This window comes from Serratia sp. 2C06, from assembly GCF_050037615.1.
Taxonomy (GTDB): Bacteria; Pseudomonadota; Gammaproteobacteria; order Enterobacterales; family Enterobacteriaceae; genus Serratia; species Serratia ureilytica.
Genome location: NZ_CP188299.1, coordinates 2,259,518 through 2,280,906 on the forward strand (window position 1 = coordinate 2,259,518; position 21,389 = coordinate 2,280,906).

The window sequence follows — 21,389 nt, forward strand, 5'->3', positions numbered from 1 at the left end:
TGCGGAATATCAAAGGTGCTGGATTTTTATACCGGTTAATTAGATTTTTGCATGCAGCGCATCGGCGATAGGCAAATCAGCCAGAATGCCCGATTTATTCAGCGCCACCAACATTTGCTCCGTGACGATATTATTGGTTTCCCACGGTTTAACATGCGTTGCTGGATAAGTGTCTGCGATGATGTCGATAATTTCCGCTTCTGTCAGTCCGAGTTGGCGCAACATGCAGGCGCTGAAATCTTTGGCGATAGCGTCGGTTGCGTAGCCTTCCAGGAAAGCCAAAATCGGTTGTTGCAACGCTTGCTTGGTGACCGCGTCGCTGTGGCGCCAGATATGGCTCAGCACCTGCTGTGAGAAGCGGGCATGGCGGCCTTCATCCGCAACGTGATCTTTCATCACCAGATAGAAAGTCGGGAAGATATCTTCGTTGTTGATCACATCGATCAGATCGGTCGTCAGCGCCTGCTCCGACAGGGACACGCAAACCAGTCGCAGCAGCTCGCGCAGCCGTTCGTCGCCCATTGCCAACGATTGCGCCAGGGCATAGGAGGCCTCGGTATCTTTTGGCATCGGCAGCGGCGCAATGGACGTCATCTGCTCTACCTGATTGATCAGATCCAGCGCCACCAGGGCGTGATAGGATTCATCCACGACCACGGTCAGCGCGTCTAAGCGCATTTCAAGCGGAAAGTCTACGCCGACTGCGTTTTTGTAGAGCTTGTAACTGGAATCATTGATGATATCCAACTCGATGTTGGCGATGCCATTCAGGTAATGGTAGAGGGTTTGTACCTGAATATAGCGCAATGCTTGTTCACCGAGCGCGGCAACGCGCGGATGGAGGCACAGCGGCAGACGTTCGAGGGGGAAGAAAAGGGTTGATTGGCTGTCCTGTTCGTTGAGAAGGCGACGCGGGCGGGAGCGGACAATCGCGGCGCGATCCCATTTTTTCAACGTGGTTTCAATGAGGCTCATCGGTTAATCCTTATTAATAGAGTTCTATTTCAATATCCGATTGTGAATAGGCGCAGCAGGCCAGAATAATATTCTCTTCTAACTCCTCTTCGCATAAGGCACTCTGTTTTTCATGGCGTATATTTCCGCTGATTAGAAGTAATTTGCAACAGCCGCACCTCCCCTTTCGGCATAGGTTGGGAATGTCGATATTTAATCTTTCAAAGTTTTCAAGCAGCGACGTTTCAGGACAAAAGTCACCGATGCCCGCGCCATCAAAAATAACTTGATGGCCATCGGGCCCTGTATTTGCAGACATGGCGTGTTATTCCCTATGGAAGTCAGTGAGTGAGATCACATTTTAAAATTCATATAAGTAAATTGTTATTAATAATAGGTTGTGAGTTTTAATGGGGAGTAACGATAGCTTTGGCTTTGTTTATTGTCAACACGACACATTAAAAACATTAACATTATATTAAAGGTTGTTTCACATAATATAGTTCATATTCAAACTTTATTGCCTGGATTGTTTAGCAATTCTTACTATTGCTTGTTTTATAATATCAATAGGCAAAAATCGTTGTTCAGTGAATGGAAAACAGGACGTCGCCGCCTTCCAATGATAGCCTGAGCGACAATTTGGTTTTGATAACGCAAACAGGAAGATGACATGTTGAAAACCGCAGGCTGGCTGCTGCCCGCCATCGTGGCGCTGGCGGGGTGTTCGTCATCCGGCGAACGTCATGGACAAACCCTCAGCCAGGCGCTGGCGGCCCTCGGCCAGGACAAGGCGTTGGCCGGGGCGTCGAACGGCGTGATGGTGCGCGATGCCGACAGCGGCAAGGTGCTGTATCAGGCGCACGCGGAGCAGCGTTTGGCGCCGGCTTCCAATATGAAGATCTTCACTTCTTTGGCGGCGTTCGGCGTGCTGGGGGCGGATTACCGGTTTGAAACCCGGCTGCTGACCGCCGGCGAGCAGCGCGGCGACACGTTGCGGGGAGATCTCTATCTGCAGGGCAGCGGCGATCCGACGCTGCATCCGGACGATCTCGACACCTTCGCCGCGGCGCTGGCGCAGCGCGGCATCCGTCATATACAGGGGCGGTTGTTGCTGGACGCCGGCGCCTTCGATCAAACGCCATTCGGCGCCGGCTGGAGCTGGGACGATGAACCCTTCGCCTTCGCTGCGCCGATCTCGGCGCTGAACTACGCCTTTACCCCCGGCGGCGATATCAACGTGGTGCAGGTGGATGTGCGGCCGGGTGCTCGCGCCGGCGCGCCGGGACGGGCGAGCTTCTATCCCGCCAATGACGCGGTGACGCTGGTCAATCGCACCACCACCGGCAGTGACACCGCGCTGACGTACGAGCGCCGGCCGGGCAGCAACCGGATCGTGGTCAGCGGCACCATCGCCGCACAGGCGGAGGCCAGCTCGCGATTGATTACCGTCGATCAACCGGCCCTCGTCGTCGGCGCTTTATTGCAACATGCTCTGCGCGCGCACGGCATTACCCTGCGCGGCAACGCTGAAGAGGGCGTGACACCGGCCGGCGCACAGCTGCTGGCGCAAAAAACCTCGCCGCCGCTCTCCCGCCTGGTCGTCACCTTCCTGAAAGTGTCCAATAACGGCTACGGCGAGATATTGACCAAGGCGATGGGCCGCAAGACGCAGGACAAAGGGGATTGGGCCGCCGGCCTTCAGGCGATAAACGGATTTGTGCAAAGCCAGGGCATCGCGGCCGACGCGTATCGCCAGGTGGACGGTTCAGGGCTGTCGCGCATGAACCAGATCACGCCGCAACAGCTGACGACGCTGCTGCTGGCGGCCAGAAAACAGCCGTGGTTCGCCGACTGGTATCGCGCCTTGCCCGTTGCGGGCGAGCCGGGGTTGCTGGTGGGCGGCACGCTGCGTAACCGCATGGTGAAAAGCGCGGCGGCGGGGCGCGCTCACGCCAAGAGCGGTTCCATGACCGGCGTATCGTCGCTCAGCGGCTATGTCGATTCGGCGACCGGGCGGCCGCTGGCGTTCGCCATCATCAGCAATAACTATCTGGTGCCCGGCGCGCAGGTGAAGGCGCTGGAGGACCGCCTGGTGGAAACGCTGGCGGCCTGTGACGCCACGGTGGTGTGCCGCTGAGTACGCGGCGTCAGTCGCGTTTGGCGATGTCGGCGAAGCTGCCGGCCAGCAGGCGGCACAGATCGGCGGCGGCCAGCTCAATATCCAGCCCGCGTTTGCCGCCGGAAACGTAAATGGTGGCGAACGCTTGCGCCGGGCTGTCGATCACCGTCGGCAGCCGTTTTTTCTGCCCCAGCGGGCTGATGCCGCCCACCAGATACCCGGTGACGCGCTGCGCCAGCTGCGGATCGGCCATCTCGGCCTTTTTGGCGCCGAGGGCGCGGGCAACCTTTTTCAGATCCAACTGGGTTGCGACCGGCGTGACCGCCACCGCCAGGTGTTTGGCGTCGCCGTTCAGCGCCACCAGCAAGGTTTTGTAAACCCGATCGGCATCCAGCCCCAGCTTTCTCACCGCCTCATCGCCGAAGTTGGTTTCGTCGCTGTCGTGGTGATAAGGATGGAGGGTGAAGGCGACCTTTTGTTTCTCAAGCAGAACGACTGCGGGCGTCATGATGTGTTGTCCAAAATGTCCCCGGTGGGGAAAGGGTGATAACCAGCCTTAAAAATACAAAAATCCAACCAGCCCGGCAACCTGAGCGGCTGTTACATAAAGCGGGTTGCCAAGATATTCACCGGGTTGCTACCCTGTTTACTGTAACCGTTAACACGGTTGCTATGCGTATAACTAGAATACAAGAAATTCCTCTTTGACTGGCCAATAGCGATATTGGCCACTTTTTTACCCCTGCGGCTGCAGCATCGCCGGCAGGTTATCCTCGCCATACAGGTGCAATGCGCCAACCGCCACCACATAGTCTCCGGCCGGCAGCGCCTCCAGCTGACGCCGCCAGTCGCGATTGCGTTGATGCATCAGCACGTCGTAAAGCCCGGCGCTGAAGGTGGCCGGCAGCGTGTCCAGCGTGCCGCGCGGTTTGGCGTCCAGCCACCAGCTCACCATGGTTTGCAGCAGCCGCGCGTTGGTATGCCAATGCTCCAGCGTATCGCGCAGCAGCGCGATGCCGCCTTCCGGCAGCTGTTCCAGCAGCGCCAACTGCTGCTGCGCCCCCTCGAGTTCGATCACCGGTTTGTCCTGCGCTCTGGCGGCCTGCAGCAGCTGATAATCTACGCCGTACTCTGCGCGCAGCCCCAGACGCTGAGCCTGCCGCGCCTGCATCATCAGCGCCACCTGCCAGCCGGGCAGGGTGGCGAAGGCGTGCGGATCGGCGCCCAGTTCGTGGCACAGCGCCAGCAGCTGTTGATATTCTTCGGCGGACAGGCGCTGTTCCAGCGCCGGCTGCAGCTCGGCGTGGTCGAAAGGCGAGGCGGAATCGGTGATATCGGCTTCGACGATCAGCGCGTCGGCCTGTTGCAGCCGGGCGGCCAGCCGGGGCGGCAGCGGCGACATATCGACGGTGCCCATATGGATGCTGCCCACCAGATGGAGCCGACGCTCGCCCGGCAGAGTGATGTCCAGCGCCGGATAAGCGTAACTTTTGGGCGAGATCAGGCCGAGAAAGGCGGCGAGGCGGCGTAACAGTTGACCCATACGGCGTGGCTCCTGAATAACGGGTGCGCGTTTTCGCGTGCAAGGCGAGGGAAAATCGTCATTCATGCTAAACGCTATCCGCCGCGCAGGGAAGCCCGGAAAACAGCGGGGCGCCTTGACGACGCCCCGGAGCTTACTTCCTGGGTTTAAAACGCAGCAGCCGGTTGGCGTTGCTGACCACGGTAATGGACGACAGCGCCATCGCCGCGCCCGCCACCACCGGGCTGAGCAGCGTGCCGGTCAGCGGATAGAGCACGCCGGCGGCGATCGGAATGCCCAGCGTATTGTAGATAAAGGCGCCGAACAGGTTCTGCTTCATGTTGCGCAGCGTGGCCTTCGACAGTTCCACCGCATCCGCCACCCCGTGCAGGCTGTGACGCATCAGGGTGATGGCGGCGGTCTCGATGGCGATGTCGCTGCCGCCGCCCATCGCGATGCCCACGTCGGCCTGCGCCAGCGCCGGGGCGTCGTTGATGCCGTCGCCGACCATTGCCACGCGTTGGCCCTGCGCCTGCAGCTGTTTGATCGCCGCCGCTTTGCCGTCCGGCAGCACGCCGGCAATCACCCGATCGATACCGGCCTCTTTGGCGATGGCGTTGGCGGTCACCGGGTTGTCGCCGGTCAGCATCACCAGCTGATATCCCTGCTGGTGCAGGCGCTGCAGCGCCGCGACGCTGTCCTCGCGCAGCGGATCGCGAATGGCGAACAGCGCAGCCGGTTTACCGTCAACGGCCAGCAGCACCGGCGTCACGCCGCGTTCGGCCTGGGCACGCATCGGCGCCTCCAGTTCGTCGGCCGCGACCTGATGTTGTTTCAGCAGCGCGGCGTTGCCCAGCAGCACCTGCACGCCATCGATCTCCCCGCTGACGCCGGCGCCGCGCAGGGTGCGGAACTGCGCCACCTGCGGCAGCGTTTGCCCGGCGGCGCGTTCCATGATGGCGCGCGCCAGCGGGTGGTTGGAGCCTTGTTCCAGCGCGGCGGCCCAGCCGAGCGCCTGCTGTTCGCTGACCTGATTGAAGGTCAGGATCTCCACCACCTGCGGTTTCCCTTCCGTCAGGGTGCCGGTTTTATCGAACACCAGGGTGTCCAACTGGCTGGCCTGCTGCAGGGCGTCGGCGTCGCGCACCAGCACGCCGAATTCCGCCGCGCGGCCCACGCCGGAGATGATCGACATCGGCGTCGCCAATCCTAACGCACATGGGCAGGCGATGATCAGCACCGTGGTGGCGATCACCAGCGTATAGACCAGCTGCGGCTGCGGACCAAAGAAGTACCACACCGCCGCGCTGAACAGGGCGATCGCCACCACCGCCGGCACGAACACCGCCGAGACGCGGTCGGCCAGTTGGCCAATCGCCGGCTTACTGCTCTGCGCTTGACGCACCAGTTTGATGATGCGCGCCAGCGTGGTTTGGCTGCCGATGGCGGCGGCGCGGAACAGCACGCTGCCGTCGTCGACTACCGTCCCGGCATGCACCGTGTCGCCGGGGCCTTTTTGCTGCGGCACCGCTTCGCCGGTCAGCATCGCTTCATCGAGCCAGACTTCGCCCTGCACGATTTCACCGTCGACCGGCACGCGATCGCCGGTGGTCAGCCGCAGCGTCATGCCGAGCTGCACCTCCGCCAGCGGAATATCGCGCTCGCCGTCTTCAGTCACCAGCCGCGCGGTGGGCGGCGTCAGATCGAGCAGCCGCTCCAGCGCCTGCGAAGAACGCTGGCGGGCGCGCTGTTCCAGCGCATGGCCGAGGTTGATCAAACCGATGATCATCGCGCTGGCCTCGTAATAGAGGTGACGCGCCTCCATCGGGAAGAAATCGGGCCAAATGTTGACGGCGATCGAATAGAGCCAGGCGGCGCCGGTGCCGAGCGCCACCAGGGTATCCATGGTGGCGCTGCCGTTCATCAATGCGCGCCAGGCGTTGCGGTAGAAGTGCCCGCCGGCGAACACCATCACCGCCAGGGTAATGACGCCGACCAGCAGCCAGGGGCGCTGGGTTTCCGGCGTCAGCGTCATGCTGCCGCCGAACAGCCCCCAGGCCATCAGTGGGATACCCAACGCCAGCCCCAGCGCCGCCTGCCAGCTAAAGCGCTTCATGTTGGCGCGTGCGGTCTGTTGCTGACGTTCGCGGCGTTCGGTTTCGTCCTGAATCATCTCGGCGCCGTAGCCGGCTTTTTCCACCGCCGCCACCAGCGCCTGCGCATCGGCGGCGCCGGTCACCAGCGCGCTGCGCTCCGCCAGGTTGACGCGCGCATGCTCCACGCCGGGAACGCTTTGCAGCGCCTGCTGCACCTTATTGACGCAGCTGGCGCAGGTCATGCCGCTGAGCAGCAGCTGTACGCTGTCGTCCGCGCTGTCGGTTGCCGGAAGAGAAGGCTGCGCCGCTGGCTGAACGTCCGGCAACGAAGGTGTTGCGTCAGTCAACGGCTCAGTTTTTGGGACGACGGCGCCCGCCACGCTGGCGTGATAACCGGCATGTTCCACCGCGGCGATCAGCGCCTGCGGATCGGCATCGCCGTACACTTTCGCGTTGTCGATCTCGACGTCGGCGGCGAACACCCCCGGCACCGCTTCCAGCGCCTTGCGGGTGCTGCCGACGCAGTGCATGCAGCTCAGGCCGCTCAGCTGTAATTCGGTGTCGGCGCGCGGCGCGACTTCGGCCTGATAGCCGGCGGCGATCACGCTGTCGATCAATGCGCTGTCCGGCGCTTCGCCGGTCACTTTGGCGTAATGGACGTTAACCTCCGCCTGTTCGACATCGCTGCGGCTTTCCAGGGCTTTTTTCACCCGCTGCGCGCAGTTCATGCAGGACAACCCCTGCAATGCCAGCATAGTGGTGTGTGACATGATTGAACTCCTTGCGTAGAGGCGGTGTTTAAAGGTTGACCGCCTGACCTGTTTTCACTAAGAATGGAGCTTAAACCTTCCAGCAAGGGTAAGGTCAAGGAGGGAAAATGAATATTAGCGACGTCGCGAAAAAAACCGGTTTAACCAGCAAGACGATTCGTTTTTACGAAGAGAAAGCGTTGATTACCGCCCCGATCCGCAGCGACAACGGTTACCGCCACTATTCCGCCAAGCATGTCGAAGAGCTGACGCTGCTGCGTCAGGCGCGGCAGGTGGGCTTCAACCTGGACGAGTGCCGCGAACTGGTAGCGTTGTTCAACGATCCGGCCCGCCACAGCGCCGACGTGAAGGCGCGCACGCTGCAGAAGGTGGCGGAGATCGAAAAGCACATCAGCGAGCTGGGGAATATGCGCCAGCGCCTGTTGACGTTGGCGGAACAATGCCCGGGCGACGAGGGGGCGGAGTGCCCCATCATCAATAACCTGGCGGGGTGTTGTCGTTCTAATTAACGGCTGATGGCGCGGATCACCAGCGTGACCCCTTCCACCGCCACCACTTCCACTTCGGTGCCGGCGGGCAGATCTTCCGCCGCCTGCGCGCGCCAGCTGCTGTCACCGATATTAATGCGCCCCATGCCGTTGTGCATCGGCTCCGTCAGCGTGGCGCGGGTGCCGATCAGCTGACGGTTGCGCTGGTTGAGCACCGGCGAACCGCCGGATGCGGCCGCCGGGCGGCGACGCAGCCAGTACCACCACAGATAGGCGACGACGACGGTCAGGATGGCGAAGATCACGCCTTGCCATTCCCAGGAAAGCGGTGGCAGCAGCCAGATCAAGGCGCCGACCAACAGCGCCGCCACGCCGCTCCACAGCAGGTAGCCGCCGGCGCCGAGCATTTCCGCCGCCAGCAACACGCCCCCGAGAGAGAGCCAGAACCACAGCGGATTCGCCGCGATCAGTTCGAGCATGATTATTTGCCTTTGCTTTCTTTCAGCAGTTCGGTAATGCCGCCGATCGAGCCGAGCAGGCTGCTGGCGTCCAGCGGCATCATCACCACCTTGCTGTTGTTGGAGGAACCGATCTTCTGCAGCGCATCGGTGTATTTCTGCGCCACGAAGTAGTTCACCGCCTGAATGTTGCCGCTGGCGATGGCGTCGGACACCAGCTGGGTGGCGCGCGCCTCGGCCTCGGCGGCACGCTCACGCGCTTCCGCCTGCAGGAACGCCGACTGACGTTCGCCCTCGGCCTTCAGGATCTGCGATTGCTTCTCCCCTTCGGCGCGCAGAATGGCCGCCTGACGCACCCCCTCCGCCTCCAGGATGTCGGCGCGCTTGGTGCGCTCGGCCTTCATCTGGGCGTTCATCGAGGCGATCAGTTCCGCCGGCGGCCGCACGTCGCGGATCTCGATACGGGTGATTTTCACCCCCCAAGGGTTGGTCGCTTCATCGACGATGTGCAACAGGCGGCTGTTGATGCTGTCGCGCTGCGACAGCATTTCGTCCAGCTCCATCGAGCCGAGCACGGTGCGGAAGTTGGTCATGGTCAGGTTGACGATCGCCTGTTCGAGGTTGCTGACCTCGTAGGCGGCGCGCGCCGGATCGACCACCTGGATAAAGCACACCGCGTCGATGGCGACGTTGGCGTTATCGCGGGAAATCACCTCTTGGGAAGGGATGTCCAGCACCTGCTCCATCATGTTGATTTTGCGGCCGATGCGGTCCATGAACGGCACCACCAGGTTCAGGCCCGGCATCAGCGTCTTGGTATAGCGGCCGAAGCGTTCTACCGTCCATTGGAACCCCTGCGGCACAATTTTGACGCCGGCGAACACCACAATCAGCGCGACGACGATCACGATGGGAATAAAAGTAAGCATGCAAACCTCCTGTCAGACATATGTAAACAGATATTACGACAGCGCCGGAAAAATGCCTACTGATACCGCGACTTAATCCAGGGCGCTGACGCAACCCGCGAGCGGTGGATCCCGCGTCTGGAACAGAGTGTTGTCACGACAAGTGTGGCACAGCTGAAAAATAAGTATGCCTAAATGGCATGATTTCAATAATTTTTATTCATTTCATGATGTTGCTCGCCTTGGCTAGAGTAAAAACACCCCCGTGTTTACCGTCAAAAATTTGTCATTTTCATTTGCGACTATGCTTTTTGAAATGACATTTCGGCCAAGGATTGTTATGGATTCGCTCAGTGTTGATGAACTCGCCCAGAAGAACGATCGCTGGTATCGCATAGTGGAGGAGATGTTGGCGGAAGCCGGCGTCGCCATCAACGGCCCGCGTGCCTGGGATATCCGGGTGCATAACCCGGCGCTGTTCAAACGCATTTTGCAGGAAGGCTCGCTCGGCTTCGGCGAAAGCTATATGGACGGCTGGTGGGAGTGCGAACGGCTGGACATGCTGTTCACCCGCATTCTGCAGGCCGGCGTCGATGAACGGCTGCCGAAAAGCCTGAGCGACATCGCGCGCATCGCCTATGCCCGGCTGTTCAATCGCCAATCGCGCAAGCGCGCCTGGCAGGTGGGCAAAGAGCACTACGACATCGGCAACGACCTGTTTCGGGCGATGCTCGATCCTTATATGCAATACTCCTGCGGCTACTGGAAAGAGGCGCAGACGCTGGAGCAGGCGCAGCAGGCCAAGCTCAGGATGATCTGCGAAAAACTGCAGTTGAAACCGGGCATGACGCTGCTGGATATCGGCTGCGGCTGGGGCGGATTGGCGCAGTTTGCGGCGCAAAACTACGGCGTCTCGGTGCACGGTGTGACCATTTCCGCCGAGCAGCAGAAGCTGGCGCAGGAACGCTGCGCTGGGCTGGACGTCGAGATCTTGCTGCAGGATTACCGCGATCTGGATCGCCAGTTCGATCGCATCGTGTCGGTCGGCATGTTCGAGCACGTCGGGCCGAAAAACTATGAGACCTATTTTAGCGTCGCGGCGCGCAACCTGAAGCCCGACGGTCTGTTCCTGCTGCACACCATCGGTTCCAATCAGACCGATCTCAACGTTGACGCCTGGATAGACAAATACATCTTCCCCAACGGCTGCCTGCCTTCGGTGCGGCATATCGCCGAGGCCAGCGAAGGGCGTTTCGTGATGGAGGATTGGCACAACTTTGGCGCTGATTACGATCGCACGCTGATGGCCTGGCTGGAGAATTTCAAACGGGCGTGGCCGGATCTGATGGGCGGTTATTCCGAGCGCTTCGAACGCATGTTCACCTATTACCTGAACGCCTGCGCCGGCGCGTTCCGTTCGCGCAACATTCAGCTGTGGCAGGTGTTGTTCAGCCCGGCGGGCGTGGAGGGCGGGGTGCGGGTCTATCGCTAATCCCCGTCATATTTCAAGCTGGCTGCACGTTCGAGCCCTGGTCGCTTAGTTATCTAAGCGCCCAGGGCTTCTCACATTTGCCGCCTGGATGCAGCTTCAAGTATGACGGATATCAGTACAGCAGGGAGTACAGCTGGCGGCGATATTTAGCGGCCAGCGCGTCTCCGGTGCCGAGCGCGGCCAGAATGTCCATCAGGGTTTTGCGCGCGCTGCCGTTGGCGGCGGCCAGATCTTTCTTCAGATGCCCCATCAGCAGTTCCAGCGCTTCTTCGTTACGCCCGACCTGATGCAGTTGCAGCGCCAGCTGCACCGCCAGTTCGACGTTGTCCGGCTGCTGCTGCACCTGCTGTTGCAGCTGTTGGATTTCCGGCGTGTCCGCCGCCTGCTTCAACAATTCAATCTGCGCCACCAGACCTTGATAGCGGGTATCGCGATCCTGCAGCGGGATGGTCGCCAGCACCGCTTCAGCGTCTTCGCTGCGGCTGAGCGCGATCTGAGTTTCGGCCAGCGTCAGGCCGATGTCGCTGCGCTGTTGGCTGCTCTGCCAGGCGTCTTTCAGCAGCGGCAGCGCTTCGGCGGCGTTGCCGGCGGCCAGCAGCTCCTGCGCCTGTGCCAGTTTCAGATCTTCTTCCTTCGGCAGGAAACGCTGCAGCAAATCGCGGATCGCTTCTTCCGGCTGCGGGCCCTGGAAGCCGTCGACCGGCTGACCGTCTTTGAACAGGTAGACCGTCGGAATAGAACGCAGCCCGAATTGCGAGGCGATCATCTGTTCGGCGTCGCAGTCCACCTTGGCCAGAATGAACTGACCGGCGTATTCCGCCGCCAGCTTGTCCAGCACCGGCGTGAGCTGCAGGCAGTGTTGGCTGCGCTCGGACCAGAAGTAGAACAGCACCGGTGTGGACATCGATTGTTCCAGCGTCTGGTGCAGGTTAGTTTCGTTAATATCAACAACAGCTTGAGCTAGCATCTTTTTTCTCTCTGATCGTGCGGAGCCATGGGGTGTAGATGGGGGCGCGCCGCCATTCTTCAACCCCGTCGGGCGAATTAAGCGTTGCTGCGCAGCAGCCAATCCAGACAGCGGCCCGGCAAAATGCGGCGCAGCACGCTCATCGCGTGCGCCAGCAGGGTGACCGGATAGCGCAGTTTGGCGCGCGGGCTTTCCAGCGCGTGGCGCAGTTTGGGCAGAATGGCCTCCGGCGGCAGCGTCAGGCGCTTGGCGATGCCGGGATTGTGCACCGGTTTGTCGCTCTGCGCCTGGTTGACGTTCTGGCTAAAGTGGGTGGCGATCGGCCCCGGTTCGATCAGGCTGACCTGAATGCCGCTGCCGTGCAGCTCCATGCGCAGCGCGTCCGACCAGGCTTCCAGCGCGAACTTGCTGGCGGCGTAGGCGCCGCGTCCGGCACTGGAGACCAGGCCCATCACCGAACTGGTCTGAATGATCCGCCCTTCGCCGTGCGGCAACATCGCCGGCAACAGCAGCTGGGTCAGTTGGTGGGTGCCGAACAGGTTGGTGGCAAACTGCCGTTCCAGCTGGCTGCGCGAAATGCGGCTGAGCGGGCCGTAAACGCCGAAACCGCCGTTATTGAACAGACCGTACAGTCGGCCGTCGGTCAGCGCGATCACCTCGGCGGCGGCGCGCTCGACGCTGGCGCTGTCGTCCAGATCCAGCTCGATGCCTTCCAGCCCGAGCTGGCGCATGTTTTCCACGTCCTGCGGCTTGCGGCAGGCGGCCAGCACCCGGTAGCCGCGGTTGCGCAGATCCTGCGCCGCAATCAAGCCAATCCCGCTGGAACAGCCGGTTATCAATACCGCTTTTTGCATAACTTTACCTAGTGTACGACCCTAATTTAGTGAGACTCATGCTTTACTAGAGGCTCCAGGCGCTCCGCCATCCAGGTGGCGATAAACGGCTGGGCGTCCCCATTGGGGTGCAATCCGTCATCCTGCATCCATTCCGGCTTCACCACCACCTGTTCCATATAGAACGGCAGCAGCGGAATGTTGAACTGCTTGGCCAGTGCCGGGTAGACGGCGCCGAACGCTTCAGTATAGCGGCGGCCGTAGTTCGGCGGGATGCGGATCTGCATCAGCAGCGGCTGCGCGCCGGCCTGCTGCACCAACGTGATGATTTGGCCGAGATCGCGCTGTACGTCCTGCGCCGGGAAGCCGCGCAGGCCGTCGTTGGCGCCCAGCTCGATCAGCACCCAGCGCGGCTGATGCTGTTTCAGCAGCGCGGGCAGACGCGCCAGCCCCTGCGCGGCGGTGTCGCCGCTGATGCTGGCGTTGACCAGCTGCGGCGCACCCGGTTTTTTCTGCCACTGTTCGGCCAACAGCGTCGGCCACGCCCGCTCGATCGGCAGGCGGTAACCGGCGCTTAAACTGTCGCCTAAAATCAACAAGGTATCGGCGGCGGCAGCGCGTAAACTGAATAATCCCAACAGCAAAAGGAAGGGAAGATGCCAGCGGAAAACGTTCTTGAAGTTCATCATCTTAGTAAACACGTTGGTCAGGGTGAGCATCAGCTCACCATCCTTACCGGAGTCGAGCTGCTTGTCAAACCCGCGCAGACGATCGCCCTGATCGGCGAATCCGGATCGGGGAAATCGACCTTGCTGGGCATTTTGGCCGGGCTGGATGACGGCAGCGAAGGCGAGGTGCGCTTGCTCGGCGAGTCGCTGACCGCGCTGGACGAAGAGGGGCGCGCCGCGCTGCGCGCCAGGAATGTCGGCTTCGTGTTTCAGTCGTTCATGCTGGTGCCGACGCTGAACGCGCTGGAGAACGTGCAACTGCCGGCGCTGTTGCGCGGCGAGAGCGACAGACAGAGCCGCGAGCAGGCGGTGCAGCTGCTCGAGCAGTTGGGGCTGGGGAAACGGCTCGATCACCTGCCGGCGCAGCTGTCCGGCGGCGAGCAGCAGCGCGTGGCGCTGGCGCGCGCCTTCAGCGGCCGACCGCGGGTGCTGTTCGCCGATGAACCGACCGGCAACCTCGATCGTCAGACCGGCGATCGCATCGCCGACCTGCTGTTTTCCCTCAACCGCGATTTTGACACCACCCTGATCCTGGTGACCCATGACGAAACCCTGGCGGCGCGCTGCCAGCGGCGGCTGCGGCTGCGCGAAGGCAAGCTGTGGGAGGAAGCATGATCTGGCGCTGGTTCTGGCGCGAATGGCGCTCGCCGTCGCTGCTGATCGTGTGGCTGGCGCTGACGCTCTCCGTCGCCTGCGTGCTGGCGCTGGGCAGCATCAGCGATCGCATGGACAAAGGGCTCAGCCAGCAGAGCCGCGATTTTATCGCCGGCGATCGGGTGCTGCGCAGCGCGCATCCGGTGCCGGAAGGCTGGCTGCTGGACGCGCAGCAACAAGGGCTGAAGGTGAGCCGTCAGCTGTCGTTCACCACCATGACCTATGCCGGCGATCGGCCGCAGCTGGCGGACGTGAAAGCCACCGATTTGGCCTATCCGCTGTACGGCAAGCTGGAAACGCGCCCGGCCAACATCCAGCCCGAACCGGGCAGCGTGCTGGTGGCGCCGCGTTTGCTGGCGCTGCTGAACGTGAAAGTGGGGGATTCGCTGGAGGTGGGCGACACCACGCTGCGCATCGCCGGTGAAATCATTCAGGAGCCGGACGCCGGTTTCAATCCATTCCAGACCGCGCCGCGCATCATGATCAACCTGGCGGACGTCGATAAGACCGGCGCAGTGCAGCCGGGCAGCCGCCTGACCTATCGTTACATGTTCGCCGGCGCCGAGCCGGATATTCAGCGTTACGAAGAACGGCTGACGCCGCAGTTGACGCCGGATCAGCGCTGGTTCGGGCTGCAGGAATCCGGCAGCGCGCTGGGCAAGTCGCTGCAGCGCTCCCAACAGTTCCTGCTGTTGTCGGCCCTGCTGACGCTGCTGTTGTCGATCGCCGCCGTGGCGGTGGCGATGAGCCACTATTGCCGCAGCCGCTACGATCTGATCGCGGTGCTGAAAACCCTTGGCGCCGGGCGCGGCGCGCTGCGCAAATTGATCGTCGGCCAGTGGCTGGCGGTGATGGCGCTGGCGGCGGTGTGCGGCGGGGCGATCGGGCTGGCGTTCGAGGCGCTGTTGATTCGCCTGCTGAAGCCGGTGTTGCCGGCCGCGTTGCCCGCCGCCGGCGTCTGGCCGTGGCTGTGGGCGCTCGGTGCGCTGGTGCTGATTTCGCTGCTGGTCGGGTTGCGGCCGTATCGCCAGTTGCTGGCCACCCAGCCGCTGCGGGTGCTGCGTCGCGATGTGGCGGCCAACGTCTGGCCGCTGCGCTACTTCCTGCCGGTGACGGCCGCGATCGTGGTCGCGTTGTTGGTGTTGCTGATGGGAGCCAGCACGTTGCTGTGGGCGATCCTGGCGGGCATGGCGGTGCTGGCGCTGCTGCTGGGCGGTATAGGGTGGGGCAGCCTGCTGCTGTTGCGCCGCATCACGCTCAAGAGTCTGGCGCTGCGGCTGGCGGTCAACCGCCTGCTGCATCAGCCGTGGGTGACCATCAGCCAGTTGGCGGCGTTCTCGCTGTCGTTCATGCTGTTGGCGCTGCTGTTGGTGCTGCGCGGCGATCTGCTCGAACGCTGGCAGCAACAGCTGCCGCCGGACAGCCCGAACTATTTCCTGCTCAACATGACCGAGGCGCAGGTGCCGCAGGTGAAAACCTTCCTGCAGCAGCACCAGATCAAACCGGAAACCTATTACCCGATCGTCCGGGTGCGCCTGACCGAGATAAACCAGCAGGTGGCGACCGAACGGGTGCATGAGGACGATCCGGGCGGCGAGGCGGTGAACCGTGAGCTGAACCTGACCTGGCTGGCCGAGCTGCCGGATCACAATCCGTTGGTGGCGGGCAATTGGCCGCCGAAAAGCGGCGAAGTCTCGATGGATGAAGGCATCGCCGGGCGGCTGAAGATCAAGCTGGGCGACACGCTGACCTTCAGCGGCGATACCCAGGCGTTCAGCGCCAAAGTCACCAGCCTGCGCCAGGTGGATTGGGAAAGCCTGAAGCCGAACTTTTACTTTATCTTCCCGCCGGGCGCGCTGGACGGCCAGCCGCAGACCTGGCTCACCAGCTTCCGCTACGACGGCGATGGCCGGATGTTGACCCAGCTCAACCGCCAGTTCCCAACGCTCAGCCTGCTGGACATCGGCGCGATCCTGAAACAGGTCGGCGGCGTGCTGCAACAGGTCAGCCGCGCGCTGGAGGTGATGGTGGTGCTGGTGGTGCTGTGCGGCGGCCTGCTGCTGCTGGCGCAGGTGCAGGTCGGCATGCGTCAGCGGCGGCAGGAGCTGGTGGTCTATCGCACGCTGGGCGCCGGTAAACGGCTGCTGCGCCGCACGCTGTGGTGCGAGTTTGCCCTGCTGGGGCTGGTGGCGGGCATCGCGGCTGCGGTGGGGGCCGAGGCGGCGCTGTGGCTGCTACAAAGCCGGGTGTTCGACTTCCCGTGGACGCCGACGCCGGTGCTGTGGTGGGCGCTGCCGCTGGCCAGCGCGCTGCTGCTGTCGCTGTGCGGCGGCTGGCTGGGCGTGCGCTTGCTGCGCGGCCGGGCGCTGTTCCGCAGTTATGATGGCTGATCTGGCGATCGCAGGCCCGTTGCCGCCAAGCGTGGCCGGGCCTGCCGATTTTCTTTCGCGCGTCACTGGCGCAATTCCTCTTCATGCCCATTCATTGTGAAATCGATTACATTTATGTCATATCGATACCTTTGCCATTGGTCATCGGTGTAGCGGATAGTTGGCTGACTTCGCCTGTTTTACGCATTGATTTAGAGGGTTACGCATGTATTAAGTGAATTCATCCGCCATAAAAAACGGCCTAAAAAGATTTAATGGAATGTAACCGTTTTCACTAATGTGATCGCACTCACTTATCTCCGACGCATTGCCTCCTATCATGTCGCACACTGATGACCGTTTTCTCCTGGAGGCTGTATGAGCGATACCGTCAAAGTGACACCGGCGGAGAAAAGCCCGACTCATGTCGGCATGACTTTTTTCGTCTGTTTTTTAGCCGCCTTGGCCGGCCTGCTGTTCGGTCTTGATATCGGCGTGATCGCCGGCGCCCTGCCGTTTATTACCGATACTTTTCAGATCACCAGCTCTCAGCAGGAGTGGGTGGTCAGCTCAATGATGTTTGGCGCCGCCGTCGGCGCCATCGGCAGCGGCTGGATGAACTTCCGGCTGGGGCGCAAATACAGTTTGATGATCGGCGCAATCCTCTTCGTGGCGGGATCGCTGTGTTCTGCGTTCGCTCCCAACGTGGAGGTGTTGATCGTTTCACGTATTCTGCTGGGATTGGCGGTGGGGATCGCTTCTTATACCGCGCCGATTTATCTTTCTGAAATCGCGCCGGAGAAAATCCGCGGCAGCATGATCTCGATGTATCAATTGATGATCACCATCGGCATTCTGGCCGCTTACCTGTCTGATACGGCATTCAGCTATACCGGCGCCTGGCGCTGGATGTTGGGCGTCATCACCATCCCGGCCGGGCTGTTGTTGGTCGGCGTGTTCTTTTTGCCTGACAGCCCGCGGTGGTTGGCCTCGCGTAATCGCCATGAGCAAGCGCGTCAGGTGTTGGAGAAGCTGCGCGACAGCAGTGCCCAGGCGCAGTATGAGCTGAATGAAATTCGTGAAAGCCTCAAACTGAAGCAAAGCGGTTGGGCGTTGTTCAAAGGCAATAAAAATTTCCGCCGCGCGGTTTTCCTTGGCATTCTTCTTCAGGTGATGCAGCAGTTTACCGGGATGAACGTCACCATGTATTACGCGCCGAAGATTTTCGGTCTGGCGGGCTTCGCCAGTACGGAACAGCAGATGTGGGGCACGGTGATCGTCGGTCTGGTCAACGTGCTGGCCACCTTTATCGCTATTGGGCTGGTTGACCGCTGGGGCCGCAAGCCCACTTTGATCCTTGGGTTTATCGTGATGGCCGTCGGCATGGGGGCGCTGGGCACCATGATGAACATCGGCATGAACTCGGCGGCGGAGCAATATTTCGCCATCGTCATGCTGCTGATGTTTATCGTCGGCTTTGCCATGAGCGCCGGCCCGCTGATTTGGGTGCTGTGCTCAGAGATCCAGCCATTGAAAGGCCGCGATTTCGGCATCACCTGTTCCACCGCCACTAACTGGATAGCCAATATGATCGTGGGGGCGACGTTCCTGACCATGCTGAATTCGTTGGGCAGCGCTCACACCTTTTGGGTTTACGCGGGGCTTAACGTGCTGTTTGTTTTCATCACGCTGGCGCTGATCCCGGAAACCAAAAATATTTCACTGGAACACATTGAGCGCAATCTGATGGCCGGCAAACCGTTGCGTAATATCGGCTCGCGTTGATCTTTGCGGCAATAAAAAAGGCTCAGCCTGGGCTGAACCTTCTTCTTTTCGGCGGTGTAAACCGTTAAGCCAGCTTCTGCTGTGCCCAGGCCAGCCCGCTTTGGTATTCGCCCGGCAGCAGCGGCGCCAGCGCCTGCAGCGCCTGATGCAGATCGGCGGCGCTCGGGTCGTTCAGATTGAGGTGGCCGACCTTGCGGCCCGGGCGCACCTCTTTCTCATACCAGTGCAGATGCACCAGCGGCAGCGACAGCCACTGTTCGTTGACGGCGGTGCCGATCAGGTTGACCATCACCGACGGCGTGCTCACCACTGGCTGCGGCAGCGGCAGGCCGAGGATGGCGCGCAGGTGCAGCTCGAACTGGCTGATGGATGCGCCGTTTTGCGTCCAGTGGCCGCTGTTGTGCACGCGCGGCGCCAGTTCGTTGATCAACAGTCGATCGCCGACGATAAAGCATTCCATCGCCATCACGCCGACGTAGTTCAGCTCGTTCAGGATCGCCGCCAGCATCTGCTCGGCCTGTTGCTGCAGCGCCGGATTGGGCTGCGGCAGCGCCACGCTGGCGCGCAGGATGCCGTCTTCATGCAGGTTGTGGGTCAGCGGGTAGAAGACCGAACGGCCGTCGTGGCCGCGCGCGCCCACCAGCGACACTTCGCCGGAGAAATTGATGCCTTGCTCGACGATGCACTCGCCATAGGCATCGGCCGGCAGTTCGGCTTCCTGCCCCGGACGCAAGCGCCACTGGCCGCGGCCGTCATAGCCGCCGACCCGGCGTTTGACGATCGCCAGCTCGCCCAGCGCAGCGAACACCTGCGGCCATTCGGCGGCGCTCGCCAGCAGCTGCCACGGCGCGGTCGCCAGGCCGAGCTGATCGAGCAGCTGCTTTTGCGTCAGGCGATCCGCCAAACGCGGGAAGATGTCACGGTTGACGAAGGCGCTGTGAGTCGCCAGTTCGCGCGTCAGCGCGGTTTCCGGCCAGCGTTCAATCTCGGCGGTAATGACGCTGTTCTGATACGGCACCGCCTCGGGTTCGGCATCGATGCCGACAGGGTAGACGGCGATGCCCAGCGGTTCGCCGGCCTGGCGCAGCATGCGCCCCAGCTGACCGTTGCCCAATACGCAAACCGGCTTCATGCGTCCTCCCGCGGATCGGGGTGGTTCAAAACGTCTTCAGTCTGCGCCTGACGCCAGTCCGCCAAACGCTGCGCCAGGGCGGCATCGTGCAGCGCCAGGATCTGCATCGCCAGCAGCCCGGCGTTGGCGGCGCCGGCTTTGCCGATCGCCAGCGTCCCCACCGGAATGCCGCGCGGCATCTGCACGATGGAGTAGAGGCTGTCCACGCCGCTCAGCGCGGCGCTTTGCACCGGCACACCCAGCACCGGCACCAGCGTTTTCGCCGCCAGCATGCCCGGCAGATGCGCGGCACCGCCGGCGCCGGCGATGATCACGTCAAAGCCGTTGGCGGCAGCCTGCTCGGCGAAGCTGAACAGCTTGTCCGGCGTGCGGTGAGCGGAAACGACTTCGACATGGAAGGGGACATCGAGCTGGGTCAGGACTTCGGCGGCGAACTGCATGGTGGCCCAGTCACTTTTCGATCCCATTACAATTGCGATTTTAGCCCCGGCATTGGCGGCTGAAGCGGCGTTGGCTCCCATGGGTGTAAGGCTCCTGTGATTTGTCTGGCGTCGGCTGAGGGCCGAATGAGGGCGTAGAGCATACCATGAGCGCACGGCGAGGAAAACGGTTGCGTCGCCGGTTTTCACCGGCGAAAGCGCGAATTTTCACCCGCGCGCCAGTGCGGAACTCAGAACGGGAATTGGATCAGCTCGACGGCGTCGGCGCTGACTTTGATCATCGATCCTTCGACGTGCCAGGCGCCCAGCACCGCGCGATGGGCTTCGCCGTTGCTCAACGCCAGCCGATGCACCGCCGGGCGATGGGTATGGCCGTGGATCATCCAGTGCACATCGTGGCGCAGCATCGTTTGCTCGACCGCCTGCGGGTTGACGTCCATGATGGCGTCCGACTTGTACTGGTTGGATTGCTGGCTGCGGGCGCGCATCTTGGCGGCGATCTTCAGTCGCCAGCGCAGCGGCAGCGCCAGGAACAGTTTTTGAGTCAGCGGGTTGTGCACTTTACGGCGGAATTGCTGATAGGCTTGATCGTCGGTGCACAGGGTGTCGCCGTGCAGGATCAGGATCCTGCGGCCGTACAGCTCCAGCACTTTTTCTTCCGGCAGCAGCTGCATGCCGCTGGCGCGGGCGAAGCGCTTGCCGAGCAGAAAATCGCGGTTGCCGTGGATGAAATAGCAGGGCACGCCGGCCTGTTGCAGCGCTTTCAGCGCCGCGGCGATCTCCGCGTGCAGCGGCTCGGGATCGTCGTCGCCGATCCAGGCTTCAAACAGGTCGCCGAGGATGTACAGCGCGTCGGCGTGCACCGCTTCGCGCCGTAAAAAACGCAGAAAACCGGCAGTGATTGCCGGTTCCTGTGCGCACAAGTGCAGATCTGCGATGAACAGCGTACTCATGCAGCCGCGATTACTCGCTGACGGTCACGCTGTTGATCACCACGTCTTCTACCGGTACGTCCTGGTGCATGCCGCTGCGGCCGGTTTTCACGCCTTTGATCTTGTTGACCACGTCCATGCCTTCAACCACTTCAGCAAACACGCAGTAGCCCCAGCCCTGCACGTTTTCGCCGCGGAAGTTCAGGAAGTCGTTGTCAGCCACGTTGATGAAGAACTGTGCGGTGGCGGAGTGCGGATCGTTGGTGCGCGCCATTGCCAGGGTGCCGATGGTGTTTTTCAAACCGTTGTTGGCTTCGTTCTTGATGGCCGCGTTGGTCGCTTTCTGGTTCATGCCCGGCTCGAAACCGCCGCCCTGGATCATGAAGCCGTTGATCACACGGTGGAAGATGGTGTTGTCGTAGAAACCGGCGCGGCAGTAGTTCAGGAAGTTTTCAACGGTAACCGGCGCTTTGTCAGCAAAGGTCTTGATAACGATATCGCCGTGATTGGTGTGGAAAGTAACCATAGTTTTAATCCTAACAAGGTGAAGTGAGACGTCACGTAAAGCGAGTGAACATTCAGACCGCCCTTATAACATATCCGCCCCAGCGAGTCAGCAGCGGCTCAACCGCGCACTGTCTGTGGTAATTGTATTTGTGTTATATTATAACATTTGCGCCGGCCGGCGAATTTTGCGCTTTTTCTTCGCGTGAAGTCAGCAAAGCATGGCCTTAACCTT

The 21,389-nt window shown here is 61.5% G+C and carries 20 protein-coding genes; 6 read left to right on the forward strand and 14 right to left on the reverse strand.

Going from position 1 to position 21,389, the window contains the following annotated elements; all coding sequences use genetic code 11:
- Window positions 1–39: 39 nt before the first annotated feature.
- Together ACP3TA_RS11135 and ACP3TA_RS11140 are read right to left on the reverse strand one after the other, a co-directional pair.
- The gene (locus ACP3TA_RS11135) at window positions 40–975 is read right to left on the reverse strand and encodes a diiron oxygenase (protein ID WP_033642127.1); all 936 of its coding nucleotides are present in this window, start codon (window positions 973–975) and stop codon (window positions 40–42) included.
- Window positions 976–988: 13 nt separating this feature from the next.
- Complete coding sequence (locus tag ACP3TA_RS11140; RefSeq protein WP_071845084.1) at window positions 989–1,273, reverse strand: 2Fe-2S iron-sulfur cluster-binding protein; 285 nt, start codon at window positions 1,271–1,273, stop codon at window positions 989–991.
- Window positions 1,274–1,627: 354 nt separating this feature from the next.
- Between ACP3TA_RS11140 and dacB the strand changes: the two genes are divergently transcribed.
- The gene (gene dacB / locus ACP3TA_RS11145) at window positions 1,628–3,094 is read left to right on the forward strand and encodes a D-alanyl-D-alanine carboxypeptidase/D-alanyl-D-alanine endopeptidase (RefSeq protein WP_060659847.1); all 1,467 of its coding nucleotides are present in this window, start codon (window positions 1,628–1,630) and stop codon (window positions 3,092–3,094) included.
- Window positions 3,095–3,104: 10 nt separating this feature from the next.
- Here the strand turns inward: dacB and ybaK are convergent, their stop codons facing one another.
- The 3 genes from ybaK to copA all read right to left on the reverse strand — a co-directional run bounded on the left by ybaK (window position 3,105) and on the right by copA (window position 7,464).
- Entirely contained in the window at window positions 3,105–3,584 is a 480-nt protein-coding gene (gene ybaK / locus ACP3TA_RS11150; protein ID WP_004940240.1) for a Cys-tRNA(Pro)/Cys-tRNA(Cys) deacylase YbaK, read from the reverse strand.
- A 228-nt stretch (window positions 3,585–3,812) separates the two neighbouring features.
- The gene (locus ACP3TA_RS11155) at window positions 3,813–4,619 is read right to left on the reverse strand and encodes a TraB/GumN family protein (protein ID WP_033642130.1); all 807 of its coding nucleotides are present in this window, start codon (window positions 4,617–4,619) and stop codon (window positions 3,813–3,815) included.
- 133 nt (window positions 4,620–4,752) lie between these two features.
- Window positions 4,753–7,464, reverse strand: coding sequence for a copper-exporting P-type ATPase CopA (gene copA / locus ACP3TA_RS11160; RefSeq protein ID WP_060659846.1), 2,712 nt, complete (start codon window positions 7,462–7,464; stop codon window positions 4,753–4,755).
- A gap of 107 nt (window positions 7,465–7,571) precedes the next feature.
- On the opposite strand from copA, the gene cueR reads away from it, so the two are divergent.
- On the forward strand, window positions 7,572–7,973 hold the full coding sequence (gene cueR, locus ACP3TA_RS11165; RefSeq protein WP_025301807.1) for a Cu(I)-responsive transcriptional regulator: 402 nt from the start codon (window positions 7,572–7,574) through the stop codon (window positions 7,971–7,973).
- Here cueR and ACP3TA_RS11170 read toward each other — a convergent pair.
- Window positions 7,970–8,431 carry an NfeD family protein gene (locus tag ACP3TA_RS11170; RefSeq protein WP_060659845.1) on the reverse strand — a complete coding sequence of 154 codons (462 nt, stop codon included), beginning with the start codon at window positions 8,429–8,431 and terminating at the stop codon, window positions 7,970–7,972. The two genes, cueR and ACP3TA_RS11170, sit on opposite strands and share 4 nt — an antisense overlap.
- A gap of 2 nt (window positions 8,432–8,433) precedes the next feature.
- Window positions 8,434–9,339, reverse strand: a complete 906-nt coding sequence (locus tag ACP3TA_RS11175; protein WP_004940203.1) for an SPFH domain-containing protein — start codon at window positions 9,337–9,339, stop codon at window positions 8,434–8,436.
- Window positions 9,340–9,658: 319 nt separating this feature from the next.
- Between ACP3TA_RS11175 and cfa the strand changes: the two genes are divergently transcribed.
- Window positions 9,659–10,810: a cyclopropane fatty acyl phospholipid synthase gene (cfa, locus tag ACP3TA_RS11180; RefSeq protein ID WP_033642134.1), complete on the forward strand. Its 1,152-nt coding sequence runs from the start codon at window positions 9,659–9,661 to the stop codon at window positions 10,808–10,810.
- Window positions 10,811–10,922: 112 nt separating this feature from the next.
- Here the strand turns inward: cfa and ACP3TA_RS11185 are convergent, their stop codons facing one another.
- The 3 genes from ACP3TA_RS11185 to tesA form a co-directional block, all read right to left on the reverse strand.
- Window positions 10,923–11,777: a co-chaperone YbbN gene (locus tag ACP3TA_RS11185; RefSeq protein ID WP_033642135.1), complete on the reverse strand. Its 855-nt coding sequence runs from the start codon at window positions 11,775–11,777 to the stop codon at window positions 10,923–10,925.
- Between the two features lie 77 nt (window positions 11,778–11,854).
- Window positions 11,855–12,631, reverse strand: a complete 777-nt coding sequence (locus tag ACP3TA_RS11190) for an SDR family oxidoreductase (protein ID WP_016928808.1) — start codon at window positions 12,629–12,631, stop codon at window positions 11,855–11,857.
- Window positions 12,632–12,657: 26 nt separating this feature from the next.
- Window positions 12,658–13,296 carry a multifunctional acyl-CoA thioesterase I/protease I/lysophospholipase L1 gene (tesA, locus tag ACP3TA_RS11195; RefSeq protein WP_162472522.1) on the reverse strand — a complete coding sequence of 213 codons (639 nt, stop codon included), beginning with the start codon at window positions 13,294–13,296 and terminating at the stop codon, window positions 12,658–12,660.
- On the opposite strand from tesA, the gene ybbA reads away from it, so the two are divergent.
- The 3 genes from ybbA to ACP3TA_RS11210 all read left to right on the forward strand — a co-directional run bounded on the left by ybbA (window position 13,267) and on the right by ACP3TA_RS11210 (window position 18,146).
- On the forward strand, window positions 13,267–13,953 hold the full coding sequence (ybbA, locus tag ACP3TA_RS11200; protein WP_004940192.1) for a putative ABC transporter ATP-binding protein YbbA: 687 nt from the start codon (window positions 13,267–13,269) through the stop codon (window positions 13,951–13,953). The genes tesA and ybbA overlap by 30 nt on opposite strands.
- Window positions 13,950–16,382, forward strand: a complete 2,433-nt coding sequence (ybbP, locus tag ACP3TA_RS11205; RefSeq protein WP_033642137.1) for a putative ABC transporter permease subunit YbbP — start codon at window positions 13,950–13,952, stop codon at window positions 16,380–16,382. Before ybbA ends, ybbP begins: the two co-directional genes overlap by 4 nt.
- Window positions 16,383–16,739: 357 nt before the next feature.
- Window positions 16,740–18,146: a sugar porter family MFS transporter gene (locus ACP3TA_RS11210; protein WP_033642138.1), complete on the forward strand. Its 1,407-nt coding sequence runs from the start codon at window positions 16,740–16,742 to the stop codon at window positions 18,144–18,146.
- Between the two features lie 64 nt (window positions 18,147–18,210).
- On the opposite strand, the gene purK is transcribed toward ACP3TA_RS11210, so the two are convergent.
- The 4 genes from purK to ppiB form a co-directional block, all read right to left on the reverse strand.
- Window positions 18,211–19,278, reverse strand: a complete 1,068-nt coding sequence (purK, locus tag ACP3TA_RS11215; RefSeq protein ID WP_069100256.1) for a 5-(carboxyamino)imidazole ribonucleotide synthase — start codon at window positions 19,276–19,278, stop codon at window positions 18,211–18,213.
- Window positions 19,275–19,799: a 5-(carboxyamino)imidazole ribonucleotide mutase gene (purE, locus tag ACP3TA_RS11220; protein ID WP_004940188.1), complete on the reverse strand. Its 525-nt coding sequence runs from the start codon at window positions 19,797–19,799 to the stop codon at window positions 19,275–19,277. The genes purK and purE overlap by 4 nt, the downstream gene beginning before the upstream one ends.
- 149 nt (window positions 19,800–19,948) lie before the next feature.
- Entirely contained in the window at window positions 19,949–20,671 is a 723-nt protein-coding gene (locus ACP3TA_RS11225) for a UDP-2,3-diacylglucosamine diphosphatase (RefSeq protein ID WP_149543000.1), read from the reverse strand.
- A 10-nt stretch (window positions 20,672–20,681) separates the two neighbouring features.
- The gene (gene ppiB, locus ACP3TA_RS11230) at window positions 20,682–21,176 is read right to left on the reverse strand and encodes a peptidylprolyl isomerase B (RefSeq protein WP_016928800.1); all 495 of its coding nucleotides are present in this window, start codon (window positions 21,174–21,176) and stop codon (window positions 20,682–20,684) included.
- Window positions 21,177–21,389: the final 213 nt, after the last annotated feature.